The sequence below is a fragment of the Streptococcus sp. CCH8-C6 genome (genome assembly GCF_001557225.1).
Lineage (GTDB): Bacteria > Bacillota > Bacilli > Lactobacillales > Streptococcaceae > Streptococcus > Streptococcus sanguinis_C.
In genome coordinates this window covers 1-19148 of sequence record NZ_LSJN01000061.1, presented here as the reverse complement: position 1 = coordinate 19148, position 19148 = coordinate 1, and the positions used below count along the sequence as shown (strand labels likewise).

33 protein-coding genes are annotated in these 19148 nt (G+C 42.1%); all 33 read left to right on the top strand.

What is annotated here, in order from left to right; translation table 11 throughout:
- Positions 1-80: 80 nt before the first annotated feature.
- The 33 genes from pbp2a (at position 81) to AX677_RS05690 (ending at position 19042) form a co-directional block, all read left to right on the top strand.
- Entirely contained in the window at positions 81-2309 is a 2229-nt protein-coding gene (pbp2a, locus tag AX677_RS05840; RefSeq protein WP_060976471.1) for a penicillin-binding protein PBP2A, read from the top strand.
- A gap of 68 nt (positions 2310-2377) precedes the next feature.
- Positions 2378-2530 (top strand): 50S ribosomal protein L33, encoded by a 153-nt coding sequence (gene rpmG, locus AX677_RS09150; RefSeq protein WP_002894024.1) that lies wholly within the window; start codon positions 2378-2380, stop codon positions 2528-2530.
- A gap of 9 nt (positions 2531-2539) precedes the next feature.
- On the top strand, positions 2540-2719 hold the full coding sequence (gene secE, locus AX677_RS05835; protein WP_002931917.1) for a preprotein translocase subunit SecE: 180 nt from the start codon (positions 2540-2542) through the stop codon (positions 2717-2719).
- Positions 2720-3013: 294 nt separating this feature from the next.
- On the top strand, positions 3014-3322 hold the full coding sequence (gene rpsJ / locus AX677_RS05830) for a 30S ribosomal protein S10 (RefSeq protein WP_002894478.1): 309 nt from the start codon (positions 3014-3016) through the stop codon (positions 3320-3322).
- Positions 3323-3406: 84 nt separating this feature from the next.
- Complete coding sequence (gene rplC, locus AX677_RS05825; protein ID WP_002894479.1) at positions 3407-4033, top strand: 50S ribosomal protein L3; 627 nt, start codon at positions 3407-3409, stop codon at positions 4031-4033.
- 24 nt (positions 4034-4057) lie between these two features.
- Positions 4058-4681, top strand: a complete 624-nt coding sequence (gene rplD / locus AX677_RS05820; RefSeq protein ID WP_002894480.1) for a 50S ribosomal protein L4 — start codon at positions 4058-4060, stop codon at positions 4679-4681.
- A complete protein-coding gene (locus AX677_RS05815; protein WP_002894481.1) occupies positions 4681-4977 on the top strand; it encodes a 50S ribosomal protein L23 in 297 nt (98 codons plus the stop codon). Before rplD ends, AX677_RS05815 begins: the two co-directional genes overlap by 1 nt.
- A 17-nt stretch (positions 4978-4994) precedes the next feature.
- Positions 4995-5828, top strand: coding sequence for a 50S ribosomal protein L2 (rplB, locus tag AX677_RS05810; protein ID WP_002894482.1), 834 nt, complete (start codon positions 4995-4997; stop codon positions 5826-5828).
- Positions 5829-5913: 85 nt separating this feature from the next.
- Positions 5914-6195: a 30S ribosomal protein S19 gene (gene rpsS, locus AX677_RS05805; RefSeq protein ID WP_000533766.1), complete on the top strand. Its 282-nt coding sequence runs from the start codon at positions 5914-5916 to the stop codon at positions 6193-6195.
- Positions 6196-6206: 11 nt separating this feature from the next.
- Entirely contained in the window at positions 6207-6551 is a 345-nt protein-coding gene (gene rplV, locus AX677_RS05800; RefSeq protein ID WP_002894484.1) for a 50S ribosomal protein L22, read from the top strand.
- Between the two features lie 12 nt (positions 6552-6563).
- The gene (gene rpsC / locus AX677_RS05795) at positions 6564-7217 is read left to right on the top strand and encodes a 30S ribosomal protein S3 (protein WP_002894486.1); all 654 of its coding nucleotides are present in this window, start codon (positions 6564-6566) and stop codon (positions 7215-7217) included.
- A gap of 3 nt (positions 7218-7220) precedes the next feature.
- Positions 7221-7634 carry a 50S ribosomal protein L16 gene (gene rplP / locus AX677_RS05790; RefSeq protein WP_000960948.1) on the top strand — a complete coding sequence of 138 codons (414 nt, stop codon included), beginning with the start codon at positions 7221-7223 and terminating at the stop codon, positions 7632-7634.
- 9 nt (positions 7635-7643) lie between these two features.
- Positions 7644-7850, top strand: coding sequence for a 50S ribosomal protein L29 (gene rpmC / locus AX677_RS05785; protein ID WP_002894488.1), 207 nt, complete (start codon positions 7644-7646; stop codon positions 7848-7850).
- Positions 7851-7873: 23 nt separating this feature from the next.
- Positions 7874-8134, top strand: a complete 261-nt coding sequence (gene rpsQ, locus AX677_RS05780; protein ID WP_000440801.1) for a 30S ribosomal protein S17 — start codon at positions 7874-7876, stop codon at positions 8132-8134.
- Positions 8135-8159: 25 nt separating this feature from the next.
- Positions 8160-8528 carry a 50S ribosomal protein L14 gene (rplN, locus tag AX677_RS05775; RefSeq protein WP_002894494.1) on the top strand — a complete coding sequence of 123 codons (369 nt, stop codon included), beginning with the start codon at positions 8160-8162 and terminating at the stop codon, positions 8526-8528.
- Between the two features lie 75 nt (positions 8529-8603).
- Positions 8604-8909 carry a 50S ribosomal protein L24 gene (gene rplX / locus AX677_RS05770; protein ID WP_002894497.1) on the top strand — a complete coding sequence of 102 codons (306 nt, stop codon included), beginning with the start codon at positions 8604-8606 and terminating at the stop codon, positions 8907-8909.
- Between the two features lie 23 nt (positions 8910-8932).
- Positions 8933-9475, top strand: a complete 543-nt coding sequence (rplE, locus tag AX677_RS05765) for a 50S ribosomal protein L5 (RefSeq protein WP_002894499.1) — start codon at positions 8933-8935, stop codon at positions 9473-9475.
- A 17-nt stretch (positions 9476-9492) separates the two neighbouring features.
- Positions 9493-9678 (top strand): type Z 30S ribosomal protein S14, encoded by a 186-nt coding sequence (locus tag AX677_RS05760; RefSeq protein WP_001085697.1) that lies wholly within the window; start codon positions 9493-9495, stop codon positions 9676-9678.
- Positions 9679-9891: 213 nt separating this feature from the next.
- Positions 9892-10290, top strand: a complete 399-nt coding sequence (gene rpsH, locus AX677_RS05755; RefSeq protein ID WP_002899666.1) for a 30S ribosomal protein S8 — start codon at positions 9892-9894, stop codon at positions 10288-10290.
- Positions 10291-10479: 189 nt separating this feature from the next.
- Positions 10480-11016, top strand: a complete 537-nt coding sequence (rplF, locus tag AX677_RS05750; RefSeq protein ID WP_002894503.1) for a 50S ribosomal protein L6 — start codon at positions 10480-10482, stop codon at positions 11014-11016.
- 85 nt (positions 11017-11101) lie between these two features.
- Positions 11102-11458: a 50S ribosomal protein L18 gene (gene rplR / locus AX677_RS05745; protein ID WP_009659213.1), complete on the top strand. Its 357-nt coding sequence runs from the start codon at positions 11102-11104 to the stop codon at positions 11456-11458.
- Between the two features lie 17 nt (positions 11459-11475).
- Positions 11476-11970, top strand: coding sequence for a 30S ribosomal protein S5 (gene rpsE / locus AX677_RS05740; RefSeq protein WP_002894506.1), 495 nt, complete (start codon positions 11476-11478; stop codon positions 11968-11970).
- Positions 11971-11983: 13 nt separating this feature from the next.
- Complete coding sequence (gene rpmD / locus AX677_RS05735) at positions 11984-12166, top strand: 50S ribosomal protein L30 (protein ID WP_002894509.1); 183 nt, start codon at positions 11984-11986, stop codon at positions 12164-12166.
- Between the two features lie 154 nt (positions 12167-12320).
- Positions 12321-12761 (top strand): 50S ribosomal protein L15, encoded by a 441-nt coding sequence (rplO, locus tag AX677_RS05730; RefSeq protein ID WP_002901833.1) that lies wholly within the window; start codon positions 12321-12323, stop codon positions 12759-12761.
- A gap of 12 nt (positions 12762-12773) precedes the next feature.
- Positions 12774-14081 carry a preprotein translocase subunit SecY gene (gene secY, locus AX677_RS05725; protein WP_002898721.1) on the top strand — a complete coding sequence of 436 codons (1308 nt, stop codon included), beginning with the start codon at positions 12774-12776 and terminating at the stop codon, positions 14079-14081.
- Positions 14082-14254: 173 nt separating this feature from the next.
- Positions 14255-14893 (top strand): adenylate kinase, encoded by a 639-nt coding sequence (locus AX677_RS05720; protein WP_060976470.1) that lies wholly within the window; start codon positions 14255-14257, stop codon positions 14891-14893.
- Positions 14894-15010: 117 nt separating this feature from the next.
- Positions 15011-15229 carry a translation initiation factor IF-1 gene (gene infA / locus AX677_RS05715; protein ID WP_001029883.1) on the top strand — a complete coding sequence of 73 codons (219 nt, stop codon included), beginning with the start codon at positions 15011-15013 and terminating at the stop codon, positions 15227-15229.
- 22 nt (positions 15230-15251) lie between these two features.
- The gene (gene rpmJ / locus AX677_RS09145; RefSeq protein ID WP_001808836.1) at positions 15252-15368 is read left to right on the top strand and encodes a 50S ribosomal protein L36; all 117 of its coding nucleotides are present in this window, start codon (positions 15252-15254) and stop codon (positions 15366-15368) included.
- A gap of 17 nt (positions 15369-15385) precedes the next feature.
- A complete protein-coding gene (gene rpsM, locus AX677_RS05710; RefSeq protein ID WP_002894516.1) occupies positions 15386-15751 on the top strand; it encodes a 30S ribosomal protein S13 in 366 nt (121 codons plus the stop codon).
- Between the two features lie 19 nt (positions 15752-15770).
- Positions 15771-16154, top strand: coding sequence for a 30S ribosomal protein S11 (gene rpsK, locus AX677_RS05705; RefSeq protein ID WP_001118385.1), 384 nt, complete (start codon positions 15771-15773; stop codon positions 16152-16154).
- Between the two features lie 45 nt (positions 16155-16199).
- Complete coding sequence (locus tag AX677_RS05700; RefSeq protein WP_002894519.1) at positions 16200-17138, top strand: DNA-directed RNA polymerase subunit alpha; 939 nt, start codon at positions 16200-16202, stop codon at positions 17136-17138.
- 11 nt (positions 17139-17149) lie between these two features.
- Positions 17150-17536: a 50S ribosomal protein L17 gene (rplQ, locus tag AX677_RS05695; RefSeq protein WP_002894521.1), complete on the top strand. Its 387-nt coding sequence runs from the start codon at positions 17150-17152 to the stop codon at positions 17534-17536.
- Positions 17537-17782: 246 nt separating this feature from the next.
- Complete coding sequence (locus tag AX677_RS05690) at positions 17783-19042, top strand: hypothetical protein (RefSeq protein WP_060976469.1); 1260 nt, start codon at positions 17783-17785, stop codon at positions 19040-19042.
- Positions 19043-19148 lie beyond the last annotated feature (106 nt).

The following is a 19148-nucleotide window of genomic DNA, read 5'->3' as shown; positions in this document are numbered from 1 at the left end:
TTCTTAAAAATAACTAAAAATCAGACAGGAAATAGGGTACTTTCTTGTCTGCACCTAAATAAGGTGATAAAATAAGGTTTATGAAGAATTTAAAAGATTTGTTTGAAAAATTAGTAGATTATTTTACTATACAGAAACCTCAAAAAGAAGCAGCAGAGGAGGTAGAGCTGACAGAAGAGCAGGCTAAATCTGGTCTCAGCCGTTCGGGCAAGGGCAAAAAGAAACCTCTCTCTCAGCATCCTATCCGCCGTTTTTGGCGCAGGTTTCATCTGACCAAGATATTCCTGATTCTCGGCTTGACCTTTGGTCTGGTAGTCGGCGGCTATCTCTTTTATGTGGCTAAGACGACCAATGTCAAGGATTTGCAGAATGCCCTCAAAGCTACCACGCTCATCTTTGACAAGGATGGCAATGAAGCGGGAAGTCTGTCTGGTCAGAAAGGAACTTATGTCGAGCTGACTGAGATTAGTCAAGACCTGCAAAATGCTGTCATCGCGACAGAGGACCGGACTTTCTATGAGAATGGCGGCATTAACTACAGTCGTTTTATCCTAGCTATCCTGACGGCTGGTCGCTCTGGTGGGGGGTCTACCATTACCCAGCAGCTGGCCAAGAATGCCTATCTGTCTCAGGACCAGACCATTGAGCGTAAGGCCAAGGAATTTTTCCTGGCTCTGGAAATCAATAAGAAATACAGCAAGCAGGAAATTCTGACCATGTACCTCAATAACTCCTATTTTGGAAATGGTGTCTGGGGTGTGGAGGATGCTTCTAAGAAATATTTCGGAGTTTCGGCTAGTCAGCTTAGTTTGGACCAGTCGGCTGTTCTGGCTGGTATGCTCAAGGGACCAGAGATTTATAATCCGCTATATTCAGTCGAAAATGCGACCAATCGCCGTAATACGGTGCTGCAAAATATGGTTGCTGCAGGTTTTATTGATCAGGGGACGGCCGATCAGGCTGCCGCTGTAGGAATCGGTGGCCAGCTGGTTGATGCGTATGCCGGTAAGTCAGAAGACTATCGCTATCCATCCTATTTCGATGCGGTCATCAATGAAGCGGTCAATGACTACGGCTTGACAGAAGAAGAGATTGTCAATAATGGCTATCGCATTTATACTGAACTGGATCAGAACTACCAAGCCAGCATGCAGGTTATTTACAGCAATGTCTCTCTCTTTCCTGTAGCAGAAGATGGCACTATGGCTGAGTCAGGCAGTGTTGCCTTGGATCCAAAAACTGGCGGTGTACGGGCATTAGTTGGACGAGTCAATAGTGCAGAAGGCTCTACCTTCAGAAGCTTTAACTATGCAACCCAGTCCTCCCGCAGCCCGGGTTCTACTATCAAGCCTTTGGTTGCTTACAGCCCGGCCGTCGCTGCCGGTTGGCCGACAGATAAGGAGCTGGATAATACCAGAACCACCTTTGGCGACTATACCATTAACAACTACGGCAATATCCAAAGCTCCCCTAAAGTTCCAATGTATCAAGCCTTGGCAGAATCTCTGAACATTCCAGCTGTTTCAACTGTAGATGAGTTAGGCATTAACAAGGCCTTTGAGTACGGGAAAAAGTTTGGTCTGAATATGGACAAGGTTGATAAGACTTTGGGAGTAGCACTAGGAAGCGGAGTTACAACCAATCCAATGCAGATGGCGCAGGCATATTCAGTCTTTGCCAATGGCGGTGTGATGAATGATGCCCATCTCATTACAAAAATTGAAAATGCCAGCGGTCAAGTTGTCAAGACCCATCGCCAAACTTCTACCCGGGTTCTCAATAGCACAACGACTGACAAGATGAACAGCATGATGCTGGGGACTTTCTCGAACGGTACAGGTATTTATGCAGCTCCATATGGCTATACTATGGCTGGTAAGACCGGTACGACTGAAACGGACTTTAACCCAGATCTATCTGGTGACCAATGGGTTATTGGTTATACGCCGGATGTGGTTATCAGCCAGTGGCTAGGCTTTCCAAAAACTGATGAGACCCACTATCTGACTGGGACCAGTGCGAATGAAGCATCGGCGGTTTTCCGAAATGTTGCCAATAGCATCCTGCCATATACAGAAGGAACTTCCTTTGAAGGAGAAAAGAATGCCTATGCTGCCAACGGTATTGCCCCTGTGGACACCTATGGTACAGAGGAAACGGGTACTACAACTGAAAACAAAGACTTCCTGCAGGATGTTCAGGACCGAGCTCAAAATCTGGTGGATGAAGCCAAGAAAGCCATTGATGACACTGGTATTCCTGAGAAAGCGAAAAACCTCTGGGATACTGTTACCAGCTGGTTTCAATAGGATTTAAAAGAGCTGAACGGCTTGTCAAAAGCATAGAATCCTGCTATAATAAGAAAGATGGAGGCGTTATGGCATTAAAAAAGGCGAGTCTAGCGTGTACAGTCTGTGGTTCTAGGAACTACTCGGTTAAGCTCAGTAGCACTCCAAAACCAACGCGTTTAGAAGTTAATAAATTTTGTAAACATTGCAGTAAATACACCCTGCATAAAGAAACTAGATAGGAGATTGTTGTGAAATTCTTTAAAGATGTTTTTAAATTATTGAAAGATACAACTTGGCCTACCCGAAAAGAAAGATGGACAGATTTTATCTCTGTCATGGAATATACTGCATTCTTTGTAGTAATCATCTATATCTTTGACAAAGTGGTAGCAAGCGGTCTTTTCCAGATTCTGAAAATTTTCTCTTAATGATTTAAGTAGAAATAAAAAACTACAATAGTCATATCATTCGAAGTCCTATCTATTGAGAGTAGATTGGGCTTTTTTCTTTAATTGAACGAGAAATAAAAAAGTTATAAAAAATTACACAAATCCCTTGCAATGACTGGTTCTTTGTGTTAAGATACTATGGTGCTGTAAAAATACAGTGTGTAGCTTTGATGCAAGAGGTTGCGACACGCTCGGTTGCATTGCCACGCAATCGCCTGTCGGTTTTCTTGTGGAGCTAGCCTATTATCTTAAATAGACGAAAAGGAGAAAAAGATGGCAAACAAAAAAATCCGCATCCGTTTGAAAGCTTACGAACATCGTACACTTGACACAGCGGCTGCAAAAATCGTAGAAACTGCTACTCGTACTGGTGCTGAAGTTGCGGGTCCAATCCCACTTCCAACTGAGCGCAGCCTCTACACAATCATTCGTGCGACTCACAAATACAAAGACTCTCGCGAACAATTTGAAATGCGTACTCACAAACGCTTGATCGATATCATCAACCCAACTCAAAAAACAGTTGACGCTTTGATGAAATTGGATCTTCCAAGTGGTGTGAACGTAGAGATTAAACTATAATCTAAAGTTTGATCTAAACCAGAGCATGAAAAACGCTCGTTAAAAACTTTTTGAAAAAAATTATAGAAAAGGAAACATTTTCTCATGACAAAAGGAATCTTAGGGAAAAAAGTGGGAATGACTCAAATCTTCACTGAAGCTGGCGAATTAATCCCTGTAACTGTTGTTGAAGCAGCTCCAAACGTTGTTCTTCAGGTTAAAACAGTTGAAACAGATGGTTACAACGCAGTTCAAGTTGGTTTTGATGACCTTCGTGACGTATTGAGCAACAAACCTGCCAAAGGCCATGTAGCGAAAGCTAACACAGCTCCTAAGCGCTTCATTCGTGAATTCAAAAACATTGAAGGCTTGGAAGTAGGAGCAGAAATCACTGTCGATACATTCGAAGCTGGTGATGTTGTTGATGTAACAGGAACTTCAAAAGGTAAAGGTTTCCAAGGTGTTATCAAGCGCCACGGCCAATCTCGTGGCCCAATGGCTCACGGTTCACGTTACCACCGTCGTCCTGGTTCAATGGGACCAGTTGCGCCAAACCGCGTGTTCAAAAACAAACGCTTGGCTGGACGTATGGGTGGCAACCGTGTAACGATTCAAAACCTTGAAATCGTACAGGTTGTTCCAGAGAAGAACGTTATCCTGATTAAAGGTAACGTACCAGGTGCTAAGAAATCTCTTATCACTATCAAGTCAGCAGTTAAAGCTGGTAAATAATAAAGAAAGGGGAAATCAGTCACAATGGCAAACGTTAAATTATTTGACCAAACTGGTAAAGAAGCTGGTGAAGTAGTTCTGAACGATGCGGTCTTTGGTATTGAGCCAAATGAATCAGTTGTCTTTGATGTTATCATCAGCCAACGCGCTAGCCTTCGTCAAGGAACTCATGCTGTTAAAAACCGTTCTGCAGTATCAGGCGGCGGACGCAAACCATGGCGTCAAAAAGGAACTGGACGTGCTCGTCAAGGTTCTATCCGCTCTCCACAATGGCGTGGCGGTGGTATCGTATTCGGTCCAACTCCTCGTTCATATGCTTACAAACTTCCACGTAAAGTTCGTAGATTGGCATTGAAATCAGTTTACTCTGAAAAAGTTGCTGAAAACAAATTCGTAGCTGTAGACAGCCTTTCATTTACAGCTCCAAAAACTGCTGAGTTTGCAAAAGTGCTTGCTGCACTGAGCATTGATACTAAAGTTCTTGTTATCCTTGAAGAAGGAAATGAATTCGCTGCACTTTCAGCTCGCAACCTTCCAAACGTGAAAGTTGCAACTGCAACAACTGCAAGCGTTCTGGACATCGTAAACAGCGATAAACTTCTGGTTACTCAGGCAGCTATCTCTAAAATTGAGGAGGTTCTTGCATAATGAATTTGTACGACGTAATCAAAAAACCTGTTATCACTGAAGGTTCAATGGCTCAGTACGAAGCAGGCAAATACGTATTTGAAGTGGACACTCGCGCTCACAAGCTCTTGATCAAGCAAGCTGTTGAAGCTGCTTTTGAAGGAGTTAAGGTTGCTAACGTTAACACTATCAATGTAAAACCAAAAGCAAAACGCGTTGGACGCTACACTGGTTTTACAAACAAAACTAAAAAAGCTATCGTAACACTGACAGCCGATTCTAAAGCAATCGAGTTGTTCGGTGCAGAAGAAGAATAATCTAAGGAGGAAATATCGTGGGAATTCGTGTTTATAAACCAACAACAAACGGTCGCCGTAATATGACTTCTTTGGATTTCGCTGAAATCACTACCAGCACTCCAGAAAAATCTTTGCTTGTTTCTTTGAAGAGCAAGGCTGGTCGTAATAACAACGGTCGCATCACTGTTCGCCACCAAGGTGGCGGCCACAAGCGTCACTACCGTTTGATTGACTTCAAGCGTAACAAAGACGCTGTTGAAGCAGTTGTAAAAACAATCGAGTATGATCCAAATCGTTCAGCAAACATCGCTTTGGTTCACTACACTGACGGTGTGAAGGCTTATATCATCGCTCCTAAAGGTCTTGAAGTTGGTCAACGCATCGTTTCAGGTCCTGAAGCAGATATCAAAGTCGGAAACGCTCTTCCACTTGCTAACATCCCAGTTGGTACTTTGGTTCACAATATTGAGTTGAAGCCAGGTCGTGGTGGAGAATTGGTTCGTGCTGCTGGTGCTTCTGCTCAAGTATTGGGTCAAGAAGGCAAGTACACTCTTGTTCGTCTTCAATCAGGCGAAGTTCGTATGATTCTTGGTACTTGCCGTGCTACAGTTGGTGTTGTCGGAAACGAACAACATGGACTTGTAAACCTTGGTAAAGCAGGACGTAGCCGTTGGAAAGGCATCCGCCCAACAGTTCGCGGTTCTGTAATGAACCCTAACGATCACCCACACGGTGGTGGTGAAGGTAAAGCACCAGTTGGTCGTAAAGCGCCATCTACTCCATGGGGCAAACCTGCTCTTGGACTTAAAACTCGTAACAAAAAAGCGAAATCTGACAAACTTATCGTTCGTCGTCGCAACGAGAAATAATTTAAAACAATCTATCCGCCAGCTCGGTAGCGCTGCCTAGTCAGCGCAGGCCGCTGTGGTACTTATTTAAAGGAGAAAATATAAAATGGGACGCAGTCTTAAAAAAGGACCTTTCGTCGATGAGCATCTGATGAAGAAAGTTGAAGCTCAAGCTAACGACGAAAAGAAAAAAGTCATCAAAACTTGGTCACGTCGTTCAACGATCTTCCCAAGTTTCATTGGTTACACAATCGCAGTTTATGACGGACGTAAACACGTGCCTGTTTACATCCAGGAAGACATGGTAGGTCACAAGCTTGGTGAATTTGCACCAACTCGTACTTACAAGGGTCACGCTGCAGACGACAAGAAAACACGTAGAAAATAAGGAGAACATAAATGGCAGAAATTACTTCAGCTAAAGCAATGGCTCGTACAGTGCGTGTTTCACCTCGTAAATCTCGTCTGGTTCTTGACAATATTCGTGGTAAAAACGTCGCTGACGCAATCGCAATCTTGAAATTCACGCCAAACAAAGCTGCTGGCATTATCGAAAAAGTTTTGAACTCTGCAATCGCTAATGCTGAAAACAACTTTGGTTTGGAAAAAGCAAACTTGGTAGTATCTGAAGCTTTCGCAAACGAAGGACCAACTATGAAACGTTTCCGTCCGCGCGCTAAAGGTTCAGCTTCACCAATCAACAAACGCACAAGCCACATCACTGTGGTCGTTGCAGAAAAATAAGGAGGTAACATCGTGGGTCAAAAAGTACATCCAATTGGTATGCGTGTCGGCATCATCCGTGATTGGGATGCCAAATGGTATGCTGAAAAAGAATACGCGGATTACCTTCATGAAGATCTTGCAATCCGTAAATTCGTTCAAAAAGAATTGGCTGACGCAGCGATTTCAACTATTGAAATTGAACGCGCAGTAAACAAAGTAAACGTTTCTCTTCACACTGCTAAGCCAGGTATGGTTATCGGTAAAGGCGGAGCAAACGTTGATGCACTCCGTGCAAAACTCAACAAATTGACTGGAAAACAAGTCCACATCAACATCATCGAAATCAAGCGTCCTGACTTGGATGCGCATCTGGTTGGTGAAGGAATTGCTCGCCAGCTTGAGCAGCGTGTTGCTTTCCGTCGTGCTCAAAAACAAGCTATCCAACGTACAATGCGTGCAGGAGCTAAAGGAATCAAAACTCAAGTATCAGGTCGTTTGAACGGAGCAGATATTGCCCGCAGCGAAGGTTACTCTGAGGGAACTGTTCCGCTTCACACTCTTCGTGCGGATATCGATTACGCTTGGGAAGAAGCTGACACTACTTACGGTAAACTGGGTGTTAAAGTCTGGATCTACCGTGGAGAAGTCCTTCCAGCTCGTAAAAACACTAAAGGAGGTAAATAACCAATGTTAGTACCTAAACGTGTTAAACACCGTCGCGAATTCCGTGGAAAAATGCGCGGTGAAGCTAAAGGCGGAAAAGAAGTAGCATTTGGAGAATACGGTCTTCAAGCAACTACTAGCCACTGGATCACTAACCGCCAAATCGAAGCTGCCCGTATCGCTATGACTCGTTACATGAAACGTGGTGGTAAAGTTTGGATTAAAATCTTCCCACACAAATCATACACTGCAAAAGCTATCGGTGTACGGATGGGATCTGGTAAAGGTGCTCCAGAAGGTTGGGTTGCACCAGTTAAGCGTGGCAAAGTAATGTTTGAAGTTGCTGGCGTTTCAGAAGAAATCGCTCGCGAAGCGCTTCGCCTTGCAAGCCACAAACTTCCAGTTAAATGTAAATTCGTAAAACGTGAAGCAGAATAAGGAGAAGGCATGAAACTTAATGAAGTAAAAGAATTTGTTAAAGAACTTCGTGGTCTTTCTCAAGAAGAACTCGCGAAGCGTGAAAATGAATTGAAGAAAGAATTGTTTGATCTTCGTTTCCAAGCAGCTGCTGGCCAATTGGAGCAGACAGCTCGTTTGAAAGAAGTGAAAAAACAAATCGCTCGTATTAAAACTGTTCAATCAGAAGTTAAATAATAGACTAGGGAAGGAGAATTTCAATGGAACGCAATAATCGTAAAGTTCTTGTCGGACGCGTTGTTTCTGACAAAATGGACAAAACAATCACAGTTGTAGTTGAAACTAAACGTAACCACCCAGTCTATGGTAAACGTATTAACTACTCTAAGAAGTACAAAGCACATGACGAAAACAATGTTGCCAAAGAAGGCGATATCGTTCGTATCATGGAAACTCGTCCGCTTTCAGCTACAAAACGCTTCCGTCTTGTAGAAGTCGTTGAAGAAGCGGTTATCATCTAATCAAACCAGAAAGGAGAAAACTTAAATGATTCAAACAGAAACTCGTTTGAAAGTTGCCGACAACAGCGGCGCTCGCGAAATCTTGACAATCAAAGTTCTTGGTGGCTCAGGACGTAAGTTCGCTAACATCGGTGATGTAATCGTTGCGTCTGTAAAACAAGCTACTCCTGGTGGTGCGGTTAAGAAAGGTGACGTTGTAAAAGCTGTTATCGTTCGTACTAAATCAGGTGCTCGTCGTAAAGATGGTTCATACATCAAATTTGACGAAAACGCTGCAGTCATCATCCGTGAAGACAAAACTCCTCGCGGAACTCGTATCTTCGGCCCAGTTGCTCGTGAATTGCGTGACGGCGGCTTCATGAAGATCGTATCATTGGCTCCAGAAGTACTTTAATCAAAATTAACAAACACAGTCCCCTGACAAAAGTCAGGGTGCCCCTATGGGCGTAAGAATTAAGAGGAGAAATAAATGTTTGTAAAAAAAGGCGACAAAGTTCGCGTAATTGCTGGTAAAGACAAGGGTGTTGAAGCGCTTGTTGTTACAGCTCTTCCAAAAGTAAACAAAGTTGTTGTTGAAGGTGTAAACATCGTTAAGAAACACCAAAAACCAAATAACGAAAACCCTCAAGGTGCTATCGTGGAAAAAGAAGCACCAATCCATGTGTCAAACGTTCAAGTGCTTGACAAGAATGGTGTTGCAGGACGTGTTGGCTACAAGTTTGTAGACGGCAAAAAAGTTCGTTACAATAAAAAATCAGGCGAAGTGCTTGACTAATCACGAAGGAAAGGAGAAGTATAATGGCAAATCGTTTAAAAGAAAAATATCTTAAAGAAGTAGTTCCAGCTTTGACTGAAAAGTTCAACTACTCATCTGTTATGGCTGTGCCAAAAGTGGATAAAATCGTTTTGAACATGGGTGTCGGTGACGCTGTATCAAACGCTAAAAACCTTGAAAAAGCTGCTGAAGAATTGGCTCTTATCTCAGGTCAAAAACCACTTATCACTAAAGCTAAAAAATCAATCGCCGGCTTCCGTCTTCGTGAAGGTGTAGCGATCGGTGCTAAAGTAACCCTTCGTGGCGAACGTATGTATGAATTCTTGGATAAATTGGTTTCAGTTTCTCTTCCACGTGTTCGTGACTTCCATGGTGTTCCAACAAAATCTTTTGATGGGCGCGGAAACTACACACTTGGTGTGAAAGAACAATTGATCTTCCCAGAAATCAACTTTGATGACGTTGATAAGACTCGCGGTCTTGACATCGTTATCGTAACAACTGCTAACACTGACGAAGAGTCACGCGAATTGCTTACAGGCCTTGGAATGCCTTTTGCAAAATAATATAGGAGGTAAAACAAATGGCTAAAAAATCAATGATTGCTAAGAACAAACGCCCAGCTAAGTTCTCTACGCAAGCTTATACTCGTTGTGAAAAATGTGGCCGTCCACATTCCGTTTACCGCAAGTTTAAACTTTGCCGTGTTTGCTTCCGTGAATTAGCATACAAAGGACAAATCCCTGGCGTTACCAAAGCATCTTGGTAATATCATGATACAAAGAGCGCAACAACCACAGCAAAAATAGGAAATTTGGTGAAGGAGCGATGCTCCAAAACAAATTTATCTTTTTTGCCCAGGTTGTAGCTCGTGTTCAAATAAGAGCAATCTTATTCGAATGTGTCAACACAATCTGAGCATAGCTCAATCATTAACTAGCAAGTGCAGCTTGCAAACTACTAGTAAGAGGAGAAATATAAAATGGTTATGACTGACCCAATTGCAGACTTCCTGACACGTATCCGTAATGCTAACCAAGCAAACCACGAAGTGCTTGAAGTGCCTGCATCAAACATCAAAAAAGGGATTGCTGAAATCCTGAAGCGTGAAGGTTTTGTAAAAAACGTTGAAATCATCGAAGATGACAAACAAGGCATCATCCGTGTATTCCTTAAATACGGACAAAATGGTGAAAAAGTTATCACTGGTTTGAAACGCGTTTCAAAACCAGGTCTGCGTGTTTACAAAAAACGCGAAGATCTTCCAAAAGTTCTGAACGGACTTGGAATTGCTATCCTTTCAACATCTGAAGGCTTGCTGACTGATAAAGAAGCACGCCAAAAGAATGTTGGTGGAGAAGTTATCGCTTACGTTTGGTAATATTTAGCTCTCAATTTCTTTGTGACTCTTCGTTATCGTCCCTTGCCTAACCCAAAGTTATGCCTGAGAGACGATGCCTAGATTCGCTTTGAAATTGAAACCTAAATGTTCCTTTAAATCGAGAAATCGATTTAAGCCCCGTGAAAACTGGTCGCTTGCGGCCTGACAATCTAACAGGAGAATATAAACATGTCACGTATTGGTAATAAAGTTATCGTGTTGCCTGCTGGTGTTGAAATCAGCAACAAAGACAACGTTGTAACTGTAAAAGGACCTAAAGGAGAACTGACTCGTGAGTTCTCAAAAGATATTGAAATCCGTGTGGAAGGAACTGAAGTAACTCTTCACCGTCCAAACGATTCAAAAGAAATGAAAACAATCCACGGAACAACTCGTGCCCTTTTGAACAACATGGTTGTTGGTGTATCAGAAGGATTCAAGAAAGAACTTGAAATGCGCGGGGTTGGTTACCGTGCACAACTTCAAGGCAAAAAGCTTGTACTTTCAGTTGGTAAATCTCATCCAGACGAAGTAGAAGCACCAGAAGGCATCACTTTTGAACTTCCAAACCCAACAACTATCGTTGTCAGCGGAATTTCAAAAGAAGTAGTCGGACAAACTGCAGCTTACGTACGTAGTCTGCGTGCTCCAGAGCCATACAAAGGTAAAGGTATCCGCTACGTTGGTGAATTCGTTCGCCGCAAAGAAGGTAAAACTGGTAAATAATCTTGTCTGGCTGATTTTTTCAGCCAAACAAGCTGTTTCCCAAGGTTGTGCATAAGCACAAGATTAAAATTAAGAGGTGAAAATTGTGATTACGAAACCAGATAAAAATAAAATCCGCCAAAAACGCCACCGTCGCGTTCGCGGAAAACTCTCTGGAACTGCTGATCGCCCACGTTTGAACGTATTCCGTTCTAATACAGGCATCTACGCTCAAGTGATTGATGACGTAGCGGGTGTAACGCTCGCAAGCGCTTCAACTCTTGACAAAGAAGTTTCAAAAGGAACTAAAACAGAACAAGCCGTTGTTGTTGGTAAGCTCGTTGCTGAACGTGCAGTTGCTAAAGGTATTTCTGAAGTCGTCTTCGACCGCGGTGGATATCTCTATCACGGACGTGTAAAAGCTTTGGCTGATGCAGCTCGTGAAAACGGATTGAAATTCTAAGAGGAGGACACTAGAAAATGGCATTTAAAGACAACGCAGTTGAACTTGAAGAACGTTTAGTTGCCATCAACCGTGTTACAAAAGTTGTTAAAGGTGGACGTCGTCTTCGCTTTGCAGCTCTTGTAGTTGTTGGTGATCGCAATGGTCGTGTTGGCTTCGGTACTGGTAAAGCTCAAGAAGTACCAGAAGCAATCCGCAAAGCAGTTGAAGATGCGAAGAAGAATTTGATTGAAGTACCAATGGTTGGCACAACAATTCCTCACGAAGTTCTTTCAGAATTTGGCGGAGCTAAAGTATTGCTTAAGCCAGCTGTTGAGGGTTCTGGAGTTGCTGCCGGTGGTGCGGTTCGTGCCGTCATCGAGTTGGCAGGTGTAGCAGATGTTACATCTAAATCTCTTGGCTCTAACACTCCAATCAACATCGTTCGCGCAACTGTTGAAGGTTTGAAACAATTAAAACGCGCTGAAGAAGTTGCTGCCCTTCGTGGTATTTCAGTTTCTGACTTGGCATAAGAAAGGGGATAACATGGCTCAAATTAAAATTACTTTGACTAAGTCTCCAATCGGACGCATCCCGTCACAACGTAAAACTGTTGTAGCACTTGGACTTGGCAAATTGAACAGCTCAGTTATCAAAGAAGATAATCCAGCAGTACGCGGTATGATTACTGCAGTATCACACTTGGTAACTGTTGAAGAAGTTAAATAAGCTTTGCTGGTTTAACAACTTTAAATTAAAATACGTTAGGGGATGGGATTTTCTCAGCCCCTAAAACTAAATATATGTATAGGCGAGTTTATATAGGAGACACCTTTTCTCCTATATGAGCGCTAGCATTTTACAAAAGAGGAGAAATAATATAATGAAACTTCATGAATTACAACCTGCTGCAGGTTCTCGTAAAGTCCGCAACCGTGTTGGTCGTGGTACTTCATCTGGTAACGGTAAAACATCTGGCCGTGGTCAAAAAGGTCAAAAAGCTCGTAGCGGTGGCGGCGTTCGCCTTGGTTTTGAAGGTGGACAAACTCCATTGTTCCGTCGTCTTCCAAAACGTGGTTTCTTGAACATCAACCGCAAAGAATATGCGATTGTTAACCTTGACCAACTGAACGCCTTTGAAGATGGCGCTGAAGTAACACCAGTTGTTCTCATCGAAGCAGGTATTGTAAAAGCTGAAAAATCAGGTATCAAGATTCTTGGTAACGGAGAATTGACAAAGAAATTGACTGTTAAGGCAGCTAAATTCTCTAAATCAGCTGAAGAAGCTATCACTGCTAAAGGTGGTTCAGTGGAAGTCATCTAAGCGAGGTGACCTATGTTTTTCAAACTATTAAAAGACGCATTTAAAATCAAACAGGTACGGTCTAAGATTTTGTTCACGATTTTTATCATCTTAGTTTTCCGTATCGGTACAACCATAACGGTTCCGGGGATTAATGCCAAAGCCTTAAGCAATTTGAATGATTTGCCATTCTTGAATATGCTGAGCTTGGTCTCTGGTAATGCCATGCGCAACTTCTCTGTCTTTGCACTTGGGGTCAGTCCTTATATCACAGCTTCTATCGTTGTTCAGTTGCTGCAGATGGACTTGCTTCCGAAGTTTGTAGAGTGGGGCAAGCAAGGGGAAGTGGGACGTAGAAAGCTCAATCAAGCGACCCGTTATATCGCCCTGGTTTTGGCCTTTGTGCAGGCGATTGGGATTACCGCTGGTTTTGATACTCTCTCAAGAGCTAATCTGGTTGCCAATCCTAATGTTCAGACCTACGCTTTGATTTGCGTTCTTCTAGCAACTGGTTCAATGATTGTAACTTGGCTGGGTGAGCAGATTACAGACAAGGGTTACGGAAATGGCGTTTCCATGATTATCTTTGCTGGTATCGTTTCCGCTATCCCTGATATGATTAAAGGTATCTATGAAGATTACTTTGTCAATATTCCTAGTGAACGTTTGACTTCATCCTTCATTTTTGTAGGGATTCTGATTGTGGCAGTCCTGCTTATCATTTACTTTACAACCTTTGTACAGCAGGCTGAATATAAAATTCCAGTTCAGTATACGAAAGTAGCTAAGGGTGCACCTTCTAGCTCCTATCTGCCACTGAAAGTCAATCCGGCTGGGGTTATTCCAGTAATCTTTGCCAGCTCGATTACAGCTGCACCGGCAGCGATTTTCCAAGTTGTCAGTGCCTTGGGCTATGACGCAGATTGGGTTAAGACAGCTCAGTCACTTTTGGCAACAACGACCATTAGTGGCATGTTCATGTACGCCTTCCTGATTGTCCTCTTTACATTCTTCTATACTTTTGTACAGATTAATCCAGAGAAGACAGCAGAAAATCTGCAAAAGAGCGGAGCCTATATTCCAGGTGTTCGTCCAGGTAAAGGAACAGAAGACTACATGTCTAAACTGCTGCGCCGTTTGGCAACAGTGGGATCTCTCTTCCTAGGTTTCATTTCTATCCTGCCTATCTTGGCTAAAGATGTATTTGGATTGACAGATGCCGTTGCTCTTGGAGGAACCAGTCTCTTGATCATCATCTCAACCGGTATTGAGGGAATGAAACAGCTAGAAGGCTACCTGCTGAAGAGAAAGTATGTCGGCTTTATGGATACTTCAGAGTAAGGGACTTTTTGAATAGCTTTTCTAATGAGAAGCCCGTTCAGATAACCTTTCTTGAACCGAAAATAAACAAAATAAAAGGGGACAGAGTAGACTCACCCCCTTCTATTTTGTTTTTAAACGAGTTTATTAATCGGTTTAATAGATTGCTTTAAAAACAAAAAAGGAGACCAATCATGAATCTTTTGATTATGGGCTTACCAGGTGCTGGTAAAGGAACTCAAGCTGCTAAAATCGTTGAGCATTTCAATGTTGCGCATATTTCAACTGGAGATATGTTCCGTGCGGCGATTGCTAACCAAACAGAGATGGGCGTTTTAGCCAAGTCCTATATTGACAAGGGCGAGTTGGTTCCAGACCAAGTGACAAACGGCATTGTCAAAGAGCGCTTGAGTCAGGATGATATTAAGCAAACAGGCTTCCTCTTGGATGGCTATCCGCGCACGATTGAGCAAGCAAATGCCTTGGATCAAACGCTAGCAGAGCTTGATTTAGCTTTGGACGGAGTTATCAATATCGAAGTGGATCCTAGCAGCTTGCTGGAGCGTTTGAGCGGTCGGATTATCCATCGTGAAACAGGTGAAACCTTCCACAAGGTCTTCAATCCGCCAGCAGACTACAAGGAAGAGGATTATTACCAGCGCGAAGATGATAAGCCTGAGACAGTTAAACGTCGTTTGGATGTTAATATTGCTCAGGGTCAGCCGATTATTGATCACTATCGCAGCAAAGGTCTGGTCCATGATATTCAAGGAAATCAAGATATTAATGATGTCTTCTCAGCTATCGAAAAAGTCTTGACAAATTTGAAATAAAAGCGTTTTTCCTGCTTGCAATATTTGACAAGTAGTGATACAATGAATTAGTCTGACTTATAATTGTTACCTCTGTGCTCAGAGGGATCAAATCGAAATTTATGGAGGTACTTTTGCGTGGCAAAAGACGATGTGATTGAGGTTGAAGGCAAGGTAGTTGATACAATGCCTAATGCAATGTTTACGGTTGAACTTGAAAATGGACATCAGATTTTAGCAACAGTTTCTGGTAAAATTCGTAAAAACTATATTCGTATTTTAGCGGGAGACCGTGTGACTGTAGAAATGAGTCCTTATGATTTGACACGTGGACGGATCACATACCGCTTTAAATAATCGAAAAACTTGGAGGGAAAAAATGAAAGTAAGACCATCGGTCAAACCAATTTGCGAATACTGCAAAGTTATTCGTCGTAATGGTCGTGTTATGGTAATTTGCCCAGCAAATCCAAAACACAAACAACGTCAAGGATAAGATAGAAAGGAGAAAAAATGGCTCGTATTGCTGGAGTTGACATTCCAAATGACAAACGTGTAGTCGTTTCACTGACTTATGTGTACGGTATCGGACTTCCAACTTCTAAGAAAATCTTGGCAGCTGCTGGGGTTTCAGAAGACATCCGTGTAAAAGATCTTACAATCGAACAAGAAGACGCTATCCGTCGTGAAGTAGATGCGATTAAAGTTGAAGGTGACCTTCGTCGTGAAGTAAACTTGAACATCAAACGTTTGATGGAAATCGGTTCATACCGTGGAATCCGTCACCGTCGTGGACTTCCTGTCCGTGGACAAAACACTAAAAATAACGCCCGCACTCGTAAAGGTAAAGCTGTTGCGATTGCAGGTAAGAAAAAATAATATAAGGAGGTAAAAAGTCTTGGCTAAACCAACACGTAAACGTCGTGTGAAGAAAAATATCGAATCCGGTATTGCTCATATTCACGCTACATTTAATAACACTATTGTTATGATTACTGATGTGCATGGTAACGCGATTGCTTGGTCATCTGCTGGAGCTCTTGGATTTAAAGGTTCTCGTAAATCTACACCATTTGCTGCCCAAATGGCATCTGAAGCAGCTGCTAAATCTGCACAGGAACACGGTCTGAAATCAGTTGAAGTTACTGTAAAAGGTCCAGGTTCTGGTCGTGAGTCTGCTATTCGTGCTCTTGCTGCCGCTGGTCTTGAAGTAACAGCTATTCGTGATGTGACTCCTGTACCACACAATGGTGCTCGTCCTCCAAAACGTCGCCGTGTATAATCACCAACCGTTACACTGCTTTTCGTTTAAGAGGGAGTATAGCAAATGATTGAGTTTGAAAAACCAAATATAACAAAAATTGATGAAAATAAAGATTATGGCAAGTTTGTAGTAGAGCCGCTTGAGCGTGGTTATGGTACAACACTGGGAAATTCTCTTCGTCGTGTGCTTTTGGCTTCACTTCCAGGTGCTGCTGTTACTTCAATTAATATTGAAGGTGTGCTACACGAGTTTGATACGATTTCCGGTGTCCGTGAAGACGTGATGCAAATTATTCTGAACGTCAAAGGGATTGCTGTAAAATCTTACGTCCAAGACGAAAAGATTATTGAACTGGATGTTGAAGGACCAGCAGAAGTAACTGCCGGAGACATTTTGACAGACAGTGATATTGAAATTATAAACCCTGATCATTATCTCTTTACAATCGGAGAAGGCGCAAGCTTTAAGGCAACGATGACTGTTAACAGTGGTCGTGGTTATGTGCCTGCAGATGAAAATAAGAAAGATGATGCGCCAGTGGGAACACTTGCGGTGGATTCTATCTATACGCCAGTGACAAAAGTTAATTACCAGGTTGAGCCAGCTCGTGTTGGTAGCAACGATGGTTTTGACAAACTAACCCTTGAAATTTTAACGAATGGAACAATTATTCCAGAAGATGCTTTGGGACTTTCAGCCCGCATCCTTACGGAACACTTGAATCTCTTCACTAACCTGACAGAAGTAGCTATCGCTGCAGACGTTATGAAGGAAGCAGAAAAGACTTCTGATGACCGCATTTTGGAACGGACCATCGAAGAATTAGATTTGTCAGTTCGCTCATACAACTGTTTGAAACGTGCAGGTATCAATACTGTATTTGATTTGACAGAAAAATCTGAGCCTGAAATGATGAAAGTTCGTAACTTGGGACGCAAGAGTCTGGAAGAAGTAAAAGTTAAACTTGCTGATCTCGGTCTGGGGTTAAAAAACGATAAATAAAGGAGGAATACATGGCTTACCGTAAACTAGGACGCACTAGCTCACAACGTAAAGCAATGCTTCGCGATTTGACTACTGATTTGCTGATCAACGAATCAATCGTGACAACTGAAGCTCGTGCTAAAGAAATCCGTAAAACAGTTGAAAAAATGATTACATTGGGCAAACGTGGAGACTTGCATGCTCGTCGTCAAGCAGCAGCTTTTGTACGCAATGAAATTGCATCAGAAAACTATGATGAAGCAACAGAAAAGTATACTACAACTACTGCTCTTCAAAAATTGTTCTCTGAGATTGCACCACGCTATGCAGAGCGCAACGGTGGATATACTCGTATCCTGAAAACTGAACCGCGCCGCGGAGATGCTGCGCCAATGGCAATCATCGAATTGGTATAAGATCATCAATCTTTGTTGAGTGTTATGATGATGGAATAGAATCTCTATTCTTAGTCTAGCTCTGGTCTACCGCTAGGAATTTTCCTAGCGGGAACACTCATCATATAGTTGATAATAGGTAGACGCTTGTTTACGAAATTGCTTTTAAGGCAAAAACAATTTCGTAAGCAGGCGTTTTTGTATGAGGCTAGGAAAATACCTGAAATTTTGTTATAATACTCTAACACTATCAAAAATTTATAGGAAATGAAAATGACTGATTCAATCCAAATTTTAAAAGAGCGTTATTTAAAGAATATTAAAGAGAATCCAACGGTATACATTGGCATTGAGTTAGAATTTCCTATTGTCAATTGCCAGGGTGGAGCAACGGATACAAATGTTGCCAAGAATCTCTTGAAGCGTCTGTTGGAAGAGTATGATTTTGAGTCGGAACGATTTGACAGAGACGGGAATCCTATCCAACTGAAATCTACTAAAAATGAAGACAGGATTCTTTTTGAGGTTTCTTACAATACTTTGGAATTTGCTTTTGCCAAGGCTAGCAGAATTCAAGAAGTTGAAGAGCGTTTTAAGAACTATCTGAACATTATTCAGCCAATTCTACGCAAAGAAAACCATGAAATTCAAGGTAAAGGAATTCATCCTTTCTGGGCAGAAAATGATAATAGTCCAGTTAAGTATCCAAGATATGAAATGTTGATGCAGTATTTGGCTATGGGAAAGAACATGGATGGTCTGCACAATTATCCAGAATATGGTGCTTTTATTTGTGGGAGTCAAGTTCAGCTGGATGTTTCAAGAGAAAATTATTTAACTGTTATCAATGTCTTCAATCAAATTGAAGCTGCTAAGGCATATCTCTTTGCCAATTCAGAGTTTTCTGATTCTTCTTGGGATACAAAAATAGCACGGGATATTTTCTGGGAGCAATCGATGCATGGCATTTTACAGGAAAATGCGGGTGTTAATTCGAAAGATTTTCAAACTGAAGATGAATTTTTTGCATATCTTGATAGATCAGCACTTTTTACTGCCGAACGAAATGGTCAATCCTACTATTTCTATCCGATAGCTGCTAATGAATACTTGAGCCAGAAAACTATTGAGGCTTATGACCTTTCAGGCGAAAAAGCAAACTTGACTCCAAGGGAAGTAGACTTCAAGAATCACAGAAGTTACCAGTATCAAGATTTGACGACACGGGGGACAGTAGAGTTTCGAAGCGTTTGCACCCAGCCTTTTGATAAAACTTTTGCTTCTGCCGCTTTTCATCTTGGTATTTTAGAAAACTTGGAGAATGTAAAAGCCTATTTACAAGATGCTCCCTTCTTTCAAGAGGAAGGTCGGGATTACAAAGCTTTAAGAAGAAAATTTTCTAAAAAAGAGTTGACCACAAGCGAAAGAGAGCATATTTATGAATTCACAAAGAGTTTGCTTCAGCTGGCGAGAGCTGGTTTATTAGCTCGTCAACTAGGTGAGGAAGCTTATCTTCCCACTCTTTAATAGAGGCTAGCCTCTGATGAATAAAAAATTCTAGAAAACTTTTAATTTTTTTCAAAAAAGGTATTGACAGTTGGGTGGTATAGGTGATATACTAATATAGTTGTCG